This window comes from Methylobacterium sp. TK26, assembly GCF_055361565.1.
Map to the genome: position 1 here is coordinate 4,437,272 of NZ_CM143965.1, position 11,973 is coordinate 4,449,244.

Annotated in this window: 12 protein-coding genes; 3 read left to right on the forward strand and 9 right to left on the reverse strand. The window is 70.4% G+C overall.

Going from position 1 to position 11,973, the window contains the following annotated elements:
* Positions 1-85: 85 nt before the first annotated feature.
* Both ACXJ1Y_RS21595 and ACXJ1Y_RS21600 read left to right on the forward strand, forming a co-directional pair.
* On the forward strand, positions 86-412 hold the full coding sequence (locus ACXJ1Y_RS21595) for a HesB/IscA family protein (RefSeq protein WP_243952017.1): 327 nt from the start codon (positions 86-88) through the stop codon (positions 410-412).
* Positions 413-546: 134 nt separating this feature from the next.
* Positions 547-2,454 (forward strand): aq_1923 C-terminal domain, encoded by a 1,908-nt coding sequence (locus ACXJ1Y_RS21600; protein WP_463848115.1) that lies wholly within the window; start codon positions 547-549, stop codon positions 2,452-2,454.
* A 3-nt stretch (positions 2,455-2,457) separates the two neighbouring features.
* On the opposite strand, the gene ACXJ1Y_RS21605 is transcribed toward ACXJ1Y_RS21600, so the two are convergent.
* Genes ACXJ1Y_RS21605 through ACXJ1Y_RS21615 form a run of 3 tightly spaced genes read right to left on the reverse strand, consistent with a single transcriptional unit; the run spans position 2,458 to position 4,918 of the window.
* Complete coding sequence (locus ACXJ1Y_RS21605) at positions 2,458-3,198, reverse strand: ABC transporter ATP-binding protein (RefSeq protein ID WP_463848116.1); 741 nt, start codon at positions 3,196-3,198, stop codon at positions 2,458-2,460.
* Complete coding sequence (locus ACXJ1Y_RS21610) at positions 3,179-3,910, reverse strand: ABC transporter permease (protein ID WP_463848117.1); 732 nt, start codon at positions 3,908-3,910, stop codon at positions 3,179-3,181. The genes ACXJ1Y_RS21605 and ACXJ1Y_RS21610 overlap by 20 nt, the downstream gene beginning before the upstream one ends.
* A 21-nt stretch (positions 3,911-3,931) precedes the next feature.
* On the reverse strand, positions 3,932-4,918 hold the full coding sequence (locus ACXJ1Y_RS21615) for an ABC transporter substrate-binding protein (RefSeq protein WP_463848118.1): 987 nt from the start codon (positions 4,916-4,918) through the stop codon (positions 3,932-3,934).
* Positions 4,919-5,111: 193 nt separating this feature from the next.
* Between ACXJ1Y_RS21615 and ACXJ1Y_RS21620 the strand changes: the two genes are divergently transcribed.
* Positions 5,112-5,489, forward strand: a complete 378-nt coding sequence (locus tag ACXJ1Y_RS21620; RefSeq protein WP_463848119.1) for a 4a-hydroxytetrahydrobiopterin dehydratase — start codon at positions 5,112-5,114, stop codon at positions 5,487-5,489.
* A gap of 6 nt (positions 5,490-5,495) precedes the next feature.
* Here the strand turns inward: ACXJ1Y_RS21620 and mutL are convergent, their stop codons facing one another.
* From mutL to ACXJ1Y_RS21650, 6 genes are all read right to left on the reverse strand, one after another.
* Positions 5,496-7,394 carry a DNA mismatch repair endonuclease MutL gene (gene mutL, locus ACXJ1Y_RS21625; protein WP_463848120.1) on the reverse strand — a complete coding sequence of 633 codons (1,899 nt, stop codon included), beginning with the start codon at positions 7,392-7,394 and terminating at the stop codon, positions 5,496-5,498.
* 52 nt (positions 7,395-7,446) lie between these two features.
* Positions 7,447-7,803 (reverse strand): hypothetical protein, encoded by a 357-nt coding sequence (locus ACXJ1Y_RS21630; protein WP_463848121.1) that lies wholly within the window; start codon positions 7,801-7,803, stop codon positions 7,447-7,449.
* Positions 7,804-8,038: 235 nt separating this feature from the next.
* Entirely contained in the window at positions 8,039-8,797 is a 759-nt protein-coding gene (locus ACXJ1Y_RS21635) for an SDR family NAD(P)-dependent oxidoreductase (protein ID WP_463848122.1), read from the reverse strand.
* Positions 8,798-8,804: 7 nt separating this feature from the next.
* Positions 8,805-9,791 carry a branched-chain amino acid ABC transporter permease gene (locus tag ACXJ1Y_RS21640; protein ID WP_463848123.1) on the reverse strand — a complete coding sequence of 329 codons (987 nt, stop codon included), beginning with the start codon at positions 9,789-9,791 and terminating at the stop codon, positions 8,805-8,807.
* A 23-nt stretch (positions 9,792-9,814) separates the two neighbouring features.
* Positions 9,815-10,702 (reverse strand): branched-chain amino acid ABC transporter permease, encoded by an 888-nt coding sequence (locus tag ACXJ1Y_RS21645; protein WP_463848124.1) that lies wholly within the window; start codon positions 10,700-10,702, stop codon positions 9,815-9,817.
* Positions 10,703-10,729: 27 nt separating this feature from the next.
* Positions 10,730-11,947, reverse strand: coding sequence for an ABC transporter substrate-binding protein (locus tag ACXJ1Y_RS21650; protein ID WP_463848125.1), 1,218 nt, complete (start codon positions 11,945-11,947; stop codon positions 10,730-10,732).
* Between the last annotated feature and the right edge of the window lie 26 nt (positions 11,948-11,973).

An 11,973-nucleotide genomic window follows, 5' to 3' on the forward strand; every position in this document is an offset into this window, starting at 1 on the left:
GGACCCGAGGCTCATATCTTGGTGGTCCGAGGGCGCAGGGCAATCGCCGTCCCGCGCCGCCGCGGAAATGCCTGTGGCTGAACCGATGTCCGAGATTATCCTGACGCCCCGCGCCGCCAAGCGCATCAACGAGATCATGGGTGGCGAGCCGCCCGGATCGCTGCTTCGCATCAGCGTGAACGGCGGCGGCTGTTCCGGTTTCTCCTATTCCTTCGACATCGCCCGCGACCGGCAGGACCAGGACATCGCCATCGAGCGCGACGGCGCGACGGTGGTCGTGGATCCGGTCTCGGTGCAGTACATGGCCGGCTCGACGATCGACTTCGTGAACGATCTGATCGGCCAATCCTTCAAGATCGAGAACCCGCTGGCCACCGCGTCCTGCGGGTGCGGTACTTCGTTCTCGCTTTAATCGAGGCTTGCAGCGTTGCGGGCGGGTGACAGGTCCCGTCCGCCACGCTCACGCCACCATCGCGGGATTGTGTCGCGTCGTAAAACGCGCCACCCGATAAGGCGCGCCCGTGCTTCGGTAAATCGGACCTGTCCATGACCTTTCCGGCGGCCCGCCGTCTTCGGTCGGCTCTCGCGGCCTGCGCTGCCGCGCTGGCGGTCGGCCTCGTCGTCCCGCAGCCGGGGGTTGCGCAGGAAGGCGCCGCCGCCGTCCAGGACGTGACGCTCACCGACGTGATGCTGCCCATCGGCGCCACGGTCGTGAAGGTGCCGAAGCTGACCGCGAGCGGCACGCGCCTGTCGAGGGACGACCTCGCGGCGATCCTGAAGCCCGACGGGCCGGAGCCGTGGGCGACGCGCCTCGCCCGCCTCGACGCGGCGAGCCTGACCGCCCCGGTGGTCGATTCGGAACATGCCGGCCCCGGCGACCTGCGCCAGAGCGCGACCTATCGCGACGTGGTCGCGAAGGATGTCCGCGCGGGCAGGATCGGCGAACTCACCGCCTCGGGCGTCACGCTGTCGTCCAAGGGCACCAAGGCGTCGCCGGGGGCGGCCGGCACCTACGGCGCCTTCCGCGCCACCGATGTCGACCTCACCTCCTTCGGGCGCCTCGCCACCGAGGCGGGGGACGGCAAGGGGCCGGTGCTGCGGGTCTACGGCAGCCTGCAACTCTCCGACATCGCCATCTCGGACGAGAAGGGCACGACCGTGAAGGTCACGCGGCTCGAAGGCCGCGACCTCGGCGCCCGGCAGGTGCCGGGGGGCTGGAACGGCGCCCTCGACGCCCTCGCGGGCGGGCTGAACGATCCGGCGACGCAAAGCCGCTCGGCCTCGGCCGCTGCCGACATCCTCGGCGCGCAGACGGTCGGCAGCATCGACATCAAGGGCGTGAGCATCAGCGATTCCACCGCCGAGCCCCTGCTCGCGGAAATCGAGCGCCTCTTCTACTCATCCGCCGGCCCCGATGCGGGCGTCGGCATCGAGGGGTTCTCCCATGCCAGCGGCGCCACCCGGACGCGGCTCGGGCGGCTGACCCTCACCGGCACGAGCCTCGGGCCGGTCATCGCGGAATTGCGCCGCCTCGCCGAGAAGCCCGACACCACCCCCGGCCCCGACGAGGCCCGCCGCCTCGCCACCGGTCTCGGCACGCTCACCCTCACCGACCTCACCGTCGATCTGCCGCCGGAGCCGCCGGTGCAGAAGCGCGGCGCCCTTGACACGCCGCGCGAGAAGCTGGCGCAGAGCGCCAAGCCCACCCGCGCGCGGATGGCCGAGGCCCGCGCGCCGGATGCGAAGGCGGGCGATCCCCTGGTGCCCATTCCGGCGAAGGTGAACCGCGTCGTCCTGCGGCGGGGCGTCTTCGGGCCGGGGCCCGTCGTGGAGGGGGCTCCGGCCTCGACGCGGCTGACGCTCACCGGCCTCGACGTGCCGGCCTCCCTGGCCGCCGGCCTTCCGCTGGTGGGCGCCCTGCCGGCCTTCGGCTACGGCGATCTGAGCTTCGACATGTCGGCCGACGCCGCCTGGGACGATGCCGCGCGCACCGTCGCCCTGCGCGACGTGACGCTCTCCGGCAAGGATATCGGCACGGTGAAGCTCGCGGCCCTGTTCGGCGGCATCGGCCCCGAACTGTTCTCCGGCAGCGTGCCGGCGCAGACGATGCTGCTGTTCTCGGGCAACGCCCGCACCCTCGACCTGACCGTGGAGAACAGCGGCCTGTTCGAGCGTTTCCTCGCCGCGCAGGCGAAGGAGCTGAGCCTCAAGCCCGATGAGCTGCGCAAGGAATACGTCACCGCGAGCGTGCTCGGCGTGCCGGTGATCCTCGGCAACGGCCCGGCGGCGAAGAACATCGGCGCGGCCATGGGCCAGTTCGTGATGAACCCCGGCAAGCTGACGATCCGCGCCAAGGCGAAGGAGCCCACCGGCATCGGCTTCGTGGAACTCGGCACCGCCCCGTCGCCCGCCGCCGTGCTCGAACGGCTGGACGTGGACGCCAAAGCGAACTGACGCTCAGTCCGCGATCACCTCGGGGTGGCGCGCGGACAGGCTCGTGCGCGTCGCGTCGGCCCAGGCCCGGTCCCGCTGCGGACGGGGACGGTCGAGGGCGATGTCGGCGACGAGCGTCGCGGGGCGGCGGGAGACGAGCAGCAGCCTGTCGGCGATGGCGATGGCCTCGGCGACGTTGTGCGTCACCATCAGAACGCTCATCCCGGCCGCATCGACCGTGTCGACCACCAGCGCCCGCAATTCGGACGCTGCGTTGTCGTCGAGCGAGACGAAGGGCTCGTCCAGCACCAGCACGCGCGGCCCCCCCGCGAGCGCCCGCGCCAGGGCCACCCGCCGCTGCATCCCGAGGGAGAGCGCGCCGGGGAAGCGGGTCCGCCAGGGCGTCAGGCCCAGCCGCTCGAACAGGGCATCGAGGTCGCGGCCCCGTTCCGCCTTCCTGAGGCCGAGGCGGACATTGTGCTCGACGCTGCGCCACGGCAGCAGGCGCGGTTCTTGGAACACGATGCCGGCCTGTTCCGCGCCCGCGACCTCCCCGGTGAAATCCGTGTCGAGGCCCAGCAGGATGCGCAGCGTCGTCGTCTTGCCCGCGCCCGAGGGACCGATGAGACAGACGATCTCGCCTTCGCGGATGGTGAAGGCGAGGTCGCGCACGGCCTCGACGGGCTCGGCGCCCTTCGGCCGGTAGGTCTTCCCCGCGACCGCGACCCGCAGGACCGGCGCGGTCTCAGCGCCAGCGTCGGACATGGGCTTCGAGCCGCTGGAGGAGAAGCACGTCGATCCCGATCATCACCGTCATGAAGACGAGGCTGTAGCCGATGATGGCGGCCACGTCGGTGCTCTGGATGAAGTAGAAGTTGATTGCGAAGCCGACCCCGTCCGGCCGCCCCAGCAATTCCACCACGAGGACGATCTTCCAGGCGAGCGACAGGCCAGACCGAGCCGCCGTGACGATGTAGGGCTGCAATTGCGGGATGAGCACGTCCCGCATCCACGTCCAGCGGTCGAAGCGATAGGCGCGGGCCATCTCCTCCAGGCCGGGATCGAGGTTGCGCGCGCCCTCGCGGACGATGACGGCGACGTTCGGCAGCTTGTTCAGCACCACGGCGAGGATCGCCGCCGTCTCCGTGAGCCCGACCCAGACATAGGCGAGCACGGTGATGACGAGGGCGGGCGTGTTGAGCAGTACGAGGAGCGGCGTGTCGAGGGCGAGGTCGGCCTTGCGCGAGCGCCCCAGGGCCACGCCGAGGGCGATGCCGAGCGCCATGGCGATGGCGAAGGCGATGGCCACCCGCAGCAGGGTGATGCCGATGTTGTGCGCGAGGTCGCCGCGCTGGGCCTCCGCGACGATGAAGTCCAGCACCGCGAGGGGCGCGGGCAGCAGGCGCGAATGGGCCTCCCACGCGGCGGCCTGCCACGCGGCGACGAGGATCGCCAGGGAAACGATGCGGGTCAGCACGCCGGCGGAACCACGCTGGCGTCAACCATCGCGGGAGCCGTCGTAGTAGAAGTCCTGCGGCAGGCCGTTGCCCGCGCCGACGAGGCGTTCGCCGCCCAGCCGCGACAGCACCGCATAGAGCTTGGCGGCGTCCGTGCGCTCGGCCGAGATCGGTCGGCGTGGGGTCCCGGTCAGGAACTCGCGCTTCAGGGTCTCGAAGGTCGCGTCGTCCTTCGCGTCCATGAGCGGGCGCACGATGTCCCAGGTCGAGGGGTCGGTCGCCAGCATGTCCTTCGCCGCCCGCGAGGCGCGGTAAAAGCCGCCCACCGCCGCCGGCTTCTCGGCCACGGTGGCGGCGTGGAACAGGTAGCCGATCAGCGAGACGTCCCCGCCCGCTCCCAGCGCGCGCATGATGTCCTCGGCGCGGATCAGCCGGCGGAACCCCTTGGGTTCGAGGCGCGCGCAATAGGTCCAGTAGGTCAGCGCCGCGTCGAGGGCGCCCTGTTCGAGCTTGAGGGTGATCAGCGGAGGCGCGCCGTAGGCGATCTCGCACTGCTTCTCCAGGTCGATCCCGGCCGCGTCGCGGGCCTGGGCCTTCAGCAGCAGCCAGTTCTTGTCGAGGGGCCCGCCCGCCACGCCCAACTTCTTGCCGACGAGGTCCTTCAGGCTCTGGATCGGGCTGTCCTTCGGCACCATCACGGCGCCTTCGGAGGTGGAATAGGGGATGAAGCGCAGGGCCTGGCCTTCGTTGCTGAGCCGGGCCGCCCAGAGCAAATCGCCGATGATCGTATCGACCTGACCGCCGACGAAGCTGATCCGCGCGGCATCGTTGCCGGCGAGCTTCGTCGGTTCCAGGGTGAAGCCGTTGGCGGTGTCGAGGCCCCGCGCCTTGATGACCGCCGCCTCCCAGGTGGAGGTGCCGAAGGGCAGGCTTCCGAGCTTGATCGAGGGGAGGTCGCCCGCTTGCCCGGCGCGGGCCGCGAGGCCGCCGAGCAGGCCGGCGGCGAGCATGGCGCGCCGTGAAAGCATGGGCCGTTCCTCCTCCGGTCTATCCGGTCCGATGGCTTTCGCGGCCATGCAGCCTTGGGCGCCGCCACGGGCGGACGCCATTGCCAAAAGGTCATAGGGCGGCCCGCCCGCCGCGTCCACCTGCGCGCGGGCGACCTTGCACCGCGCCGAAGGGGCAGGCACGTTGTGCGCCAACGATTAGGGAGCGAACACGATGACCGAGCGGCGTGAAGGCGCGATGGACGACGCGGCGGTGGAGGCGCGGCTGAAGACCGAGCTTCCGTCCTGGCGCCTGGAGGACGGGTGGATCCGCCGCACCTACAAGACGGCCGGGTGGAAGAGCACGCTGATGGTGATCAACACGGTCGGCCACCTCGCCGAGGCCGCGTGGCACCACCCCGACATCACCGCCTCCTATGCCTGGGTCGAGGTGCGGCTCATGAACCACGCCGCCAAGGGCATCACCGACAAGGATTTCGCCCTGGCCAAGAAGATCGAGGAGGTCGTCTCCTGGCAGCCGGGCCTGGAAGGCCAGGGGCTCGAAGGCACCCCCACAGATCCGCGCTTCGCCTACATCAAGTACGAGAAGTAGGCCGGCTCACCGCCGCCCGAACAGCCGCTCGATGTCGGCGAGCTTCAGCTCCACCGAGGTCGGGCGGCCGTGGTTGCACTGGCCGGAATTGGGCGTCGCCTCCATCTCGCGCAGCAGGGCGTTCATCTCCTCCGGCTTGAGGCGCCGCCCGGCCCGCACCGAGCCGTGGCAGCTCATCCGCGAGAGCACCGCGTCGAGGCGCCGCCCGAGCGGGCCCGTCTCCGTGGCGGGGTCGCCGCCCTCTTCGAGGCCGCTGGCGTCGAGGGCGTCGAGGATGTCCGTCACGAGGTCGCGGATGCTCGCGCCGACGAGCAGCGCCGGCACCTCCCGGATCAGCACCGCCCCCGGCCCGAACGGTTCGAGGCTGAGGCCCAGCCGTTCCAGATCCGCCGCGCAGGCGCAGAGCCGTTCCGCCGCCTCCGGCTCCATCTCCACCACGTCGGGGATCAGCAGCCCCTGCCGGGCGATGCCGCCCTCCGCCCGCTGCGCCTTCAGCCGCTCGTACACGAGGCGTTCGTGCGCCGCGTGCTGGTCCACGATCACGAGCCCGTCGCGGGTCTGGGCGAGGATGTAGGTGCCGTGGATCTGCGCCCGCGCCGCGCCGAGGGGATGGTCTTCCCCGGCGGGCTCGCTCTCCGGTGCGGCCTCCGCCTGCGGCGGCAGCGCGGGCAAGGGCTCCAGAAGGGCCTGGACCGATTCCGCGAGGCCGGGCGTCGGCCGGTAGGCGGGGGTGCTGTAGCCGGAGGGCGCGGCGAAGGAGGGCAGGCCGCGCGGCAGCGGCGCGGTCGCCGTGTGGAACAGGCTCGGGGCGGCATAGCCCGAATGCGCGGTCATGCGCGGCAGGGTGGGGCGCAGGGCTTCCAGGGTCCGCTGTCCCCCGGTGGTGGCGGAGCGCGCGCCGCCCCGGCGCAGGGCATCGTGGATCGCGCTCACGATCAGCGCCCGCACGAGACCGGGCTCGCGGAAGCGCACCTCCGTCTTGGCCGGGTGGACGTTCACGTCCACGAGGTCGGTGGCGCAGGCGATGACGAGGCCGAGCACCGGGTGCCGGTCGGAGGCCAGGGTGTCGGCATAGGCGCCGCGCACCGCGCCAAGCAGCAGCCGGTCGCGCACCGGCCGCCCGTTCACCACGAGGTGGATGTGGCTCCCCACGCCCCGGTGGAATGTCGGCAGGCTGACATGGCCGGTGACGGCGAAGCCCTCGCGCTCCAGGCCGACCGGCAGGGCGTTCGCCGGGAAGTCCGGCCCCAGCACCGCCGCCAGACGCCGGAGGGACGCCTCGTCCCCCGTCTCGGCGGGGAGGACCAGGGGCTGGCCCGATTCCGTGCGCAGGGTGAAGCGGATGCCGGGCTGGGCGGCGGCGAGGCGGCGGACGATCTCGCCCACGGCCGCGTTCTCGGCCCGGTCGGATTTCAGGAACTTCAGGCGGGCCGGGGTCGCGGCGAAGAGGTCCGTGACCTCGATGCGGGTGCCCCGTGCGCCCGCCGCCGGGACGACCTCGCCCTTGCGGCCGGCATCGACCACGAGGCTCGCCCCGGCCTCGGCCCCCTCGGCGCGGGTGGTGATCGACAGGCGCGAGACCGCGCCGATGGAGGGCAGGGCCTCGCCGCGGAAGCCCAGGGTGGCGATGGCGCCGAGGTCGCCGTCCGGCAGTTTCGAGGTGGCGTGCCGCTCGACCGCGAGGGCGAGGTCGTCGGGCGACATGCCCCGCCCGTCATCGACGACCCGGATCAGGCGGCGCCCGCCGCTCTCGATCGTGACCTCGATGGCGCGGGCACCCGCATCGATGGCGTTCTCGACCAGTTCCTTGACGGCCGAGGCCGGGCGCTCGACCACCTCGCCCGCCGCGATGCGGTCCACGAGGACGGGGTCGAGGCGGCGGATCGGTGCGGCGGGAGCGGACATTTCCCGTCAGAATACCCCCTGGCCGCGCCGGGCGACAGGGGCCGCGTTGCGGTCAGGCGAAGCGGCTCGACCCGCCAAGGCTGATCCGGGCCGCGCCGTGGGCGCGGGTGCCGTGGGTCGGCGCCGTGTAGGGCCGGCGGGAGAGGTCGTAGAGGGCGTTGCCGATCAGGCCGCCCGCCCGGCGCAGGCTCGACCCGTCGCAGGTGGCGGCGATGCGCACGCCGATCTCGTGCGTGTGGCTGCGCCCGTAGAGCCAGACCGCGAGCCGCGCCCGCGTCGATTCCGGAATGCCTTCCACGAGATCGGGCAGGTCGCCCGGTGTCGCCCGCGCCAGACGGCCCACCGTTTCGGGTGGCACCGGGCAATCGAGGGTCGGGTCGTCGAAACTGCGAGTGCGGGCCTGGGACATTGCTTCACCCATCAGCTGATGAGTGGATGATGAGGATCGATTGGTTAACGAAAGGTAGCGTGGCCGTTTCCGGGACGCTTAACTCTTGGAGCTGAGCCCGGAAATTCTGATTTGCCGAGACGTCTCATTGATTTCCGATGCTTGGATGCAACACAAGCTTGGGCTCGGCACGTTTTGGCGACGCAAGCCATTTGCTTCGACGTTGGGCGCCCTACACAGCGCCTGAGCAAAACGCTCAGCGCGGCGCCATGCGCAGGGCGCCGTCGAGGCGGATGACCTCGCCGTTGAGCATCGTGTTGGCGATCGCATGGCCGACCAGGGCGGCGAATTCGGACGGCTTGCCGAGGCGGGGCGGGAAGGGCACCGATTGGCCGAGCGCCTCGCGCACCGGCTCGGGCAGACCCGCCATCATCGGCGTCTCGAACACCCCGGGGGCGATGGCGACGACGCGGATTCCGTGCTGCGCCAATTCCCGCGCCAGCGGCAGGGTGAGGCTCGCCACGCCGCCCTTCGAGGCGGCATAGGCCGCCTGGCCAATCTGCCCGTCGAAGGCGGCGATGGAGGCGGTCGAGACGATCACCCCGCGCTCGCCCTCACCGTTGGGCGTGCCCGCCGCCATCGCCTGGGCGGCGAGGCGGATCATGTTGAACGTGCCGATGAGGTTGACCCGCACGGTGCGGGCGAAGGCGTCGAGGTCGTGCGGCCCGTCGCGGCCGACGACCCGCCCGCCCGAGACGATGCCCGCGCAATTGACGAGCCCGTGCAGGCCGCCATGCGTGGCGACGGCCGCCTCGACGGCGGCGCGCCCCTGTGCCTCGTCGGCCACGTCCGTGCGGACGAAGGTGGCGCCCAGCGCCTGCGCGACCTCGCCGCCGCGCGGCTCGAGATCGGCCAGAACGAGCTTCGCGCCCTGGGCCGCGAGGTGTTCGGCGACGCCCCGCCCGAGGCCGGAGGCCGCGCCTGTGACGAGGAAGGCGTGATCGGCGATCTGCACGGGAATCCTACAGCGGCTTGCGCAACCGGCGCGCGATGAGCCCCACCACGCCCTCGCGGAACAGCAGCACGCAGAGCACGAAGACGCAGCCCTGGATCACCGTCACCCAGGCGCCGAACTGCGCGAGGTAGGTCTCCATGGTGACGATCACCAGCGCGCCGACGATGGGGCCGAACACCGTGCCCATGCCGCCCACCAGCGTCATCAGCACCACCTCGCCCGACATCGACCAGTGGACATCGGTGAGCGAGGCGAGCTGGAACACGATGGCCTTGGTGGCGCCCGCGAGGCCGGCGAGCGTCGCCGAGAGGACGAAGACCGCGAGCTTGTACTGGTTCACCCGGTAGCCGAGGGAGACGGCCCGGTTCTCGTTGTCGCGGATCGCCTTCAGCACCTGCCCGAAAGGCGAGTGGATGATGCGGTAGATCGCAAGCATCCCGAAGAAGAACACCACGGCGACGAGGGCGTACATCGCCCGGTCATCATCGAGGGGGATCACCCCGAACAGGGACCCGCGCGGCACCGCCTGGATGCCGTCCTCGCCGCCGGTGAACTTCGCCTGCAGGGCGAAGAAGAACGCCATCTGCGCCAGCGCCAGGGTGATCATCGAGAAGTAGATGCCCTGCCGCCGGATCGCCAGCGAACCGAAGACGAGCCCGAGCAGGGCGGCGGTGGCCGTGCCGAGCAGGATCGCCAGTTCCGGGGTCAGCCCCCACATCTTGGCGCTGTAGGCCGAGAGGTAGCTCGCCATGCCGAAATAGGCGGCGTGTCCGAAGGAGAGCAGGCCGCCGTAGCCGAGCAGCAGGTTGAAGGCCAACGCGAACAGCGCGAAGCACAGAACCTTCATCAGGTAGACCGGGTAGAGCACCATCGGCGCCGCCACGAGCAGAAGGGCGAGGCCGATGAAGATCTTGCGCTGAAGCGCCTTGTCGTCCCGGCTCGCCGGCAGGGCGGCGGCGATCGGGGCGGCGTCGAGGGCGGCGGTGTCGGCCATGTGTGTCGAGCCTCGATTCGCGGTCAGGCCGTGCGCCCGAACAGGCCGGCGGGTTTCACGAGCAGCACCACCACCATGATGACGAAGATCACGGTGGAGGAGGCCTCCGGGTAGAACACCTTGGTCAGGCCCTCGACGAGGCCGAGCGCGAAGCCGGTGATCACCGAGCCGATGATCGAGCCCATGCCGCCGATCACCACCACCGCGAAGACCACGATGATGATGTCCGCGCCCATGTTCGGGTTCACCGAATAGATCGGCGCGGCGAGCACTCCGGCGAAGCCCGCGAGCGCCACGCCGAACCCGTAGGTGAGCGTCAGGAACAGCGGGACGTTCACGCCGAAGGCCTGGACGAGGGTCGGGTTCTCGGTGGCCGCGCGCAGGTAGGCGCCGAGCTTGGTCTTCTCGATGACGAGCCAGGTGGCGATGCAGACGGTGAGCGAGGCCACCACCACCCAGGCCCGGTAGTTCGGCAGGAACATGAAGGGCAGGCGCTGGCCGCCCGAGAGTTCGGCCGGGATCGCGTAGGGCAGGCCCGACACGCCGTACTGGTTGCGGAACAGGCCCTGGATGATCAGCGCGAGCCCGAAGGTCAGGAGCAGACCGTAGAGGTGATCGAGCTTGTAGAGCCGCGCGATCAGCACCCGTTCGAGGATCACGCCGAACACGCCGACCACGAGGGGCGCCAGACCCAGCGCCCACCAATAGCCGAGGCCGAAATAGGTGAGCAGCATCCACGCCACGAACGCGCCCATCATGTAGAGCGCGCCGTGGGCGAAGTTGATGATGTTCAGCAGACCGAAGATGATCGCCAGCCCGAGCGACAGGATCGCGTAGAACGATCCGTTGATCAGCCCGAGCAGCAACTGGCCGAACAGCGCCTGGGTCGGCACGCCGAAAATCGTCATCATGGCCGAAACTCCCAGACGCCTACACGCTCAGCCCTTCACCAGCGGGCAGTTGCCCTCGCCCAGCGGGCGGAAGACCTGATCGCCGGGGATCGTCTCGAGCTTCTTGTAGAGGTCCCACTCGCCCTTCGACTCGGCGGGCTTCTTGACCTCGAACAGATACATGTCGTGGATCTTGCGGCCGTCGGCCCGCACCACGCCCTTGCCGAACAGCGGGTCGTCGGTCGGCGTCGCCTTCATCTTGGCGACCGTGGCGGCGCCGTCTGCGGTCGACTTCATCTCGGCCACCGCCTTCAGGTAGTGGAGCACGTCCGAATACACGCCGGCATGGTTCGAGGTCGGCTTCGAGCTCTTCATCTGCTTAGAGAAGCGGTCGGAGAAGGCGCGGGTCTGGTCGTTGAGGTCCCAATAGAAGGGCTCGGTGAGCACGAGGCCCTGCGCGACCTTGGTACCAAGGGAATGCACGTCCGACGAGAAGACGAGGAGGCCGGCGAGGGCCTGCCCGCCCTCGGTGATGCCGAACTCGCCGGCCTGCTTGATCGCGTTGATCGTGTCGGCGCCCGCGTTGGCGAGCCCGATCACCTTGGCGCCGGAGCTTTGCGCCTGAAGCAGGAAGGACGAGAAGTCGGCGGTCGGGAACGGGGTCTTCACAGAGCCGACGACCTTGCCGCCGTTCTTGTTGATGACGTTCGTCGTGTCGCGCTGGAGCGTCTGGCCGAAGACGTAATCGGCGGTGAGGAAGTACCACGTCGTCCCGCCGCGCTTCACCATCGCGCCGCCGGTGCCGTTGGCCAGCGCCACCGTGTCGTAGACCCAATGGATGGTGTTCGGGCTGCATTGCGGGCCGGTGAGGTCCGCGGTGCCGGCGCCCGTGTCGATGAAGACCTTGTTCTTCTCCTTCGTCACCTGGCTGATCGCCAGGGCGACGGAGGAGGTGACGCCGTCGGTGATCATGTCGACCTTGTCGCGGTCGTACCATTGCCGGGCGATGGCCGCGCCGACATCCGGCTTGTTCTGGTGGTCGGCGGAGACGATCTCGACCTTCAGGCCCTTCTCCTCGGGCTTGAAATCCTCCAGGGCGAGCTTGGCGGCGACCACCGAGCCCTCGCCGCTGATGTCCGAATAGGCGCCCGAGCGGTCGCCCAGGATGCCGATCTTCACGGCGGTCTGCGCCGAGGCCGGCGCGACCATGGCGACGCCCGCGAGGAAGGCGCCCGCGAGCGCGGCGAGCGGAAAGCGTCCGTTCATCGGTGTCACTCCTTGGGGCCGGATCG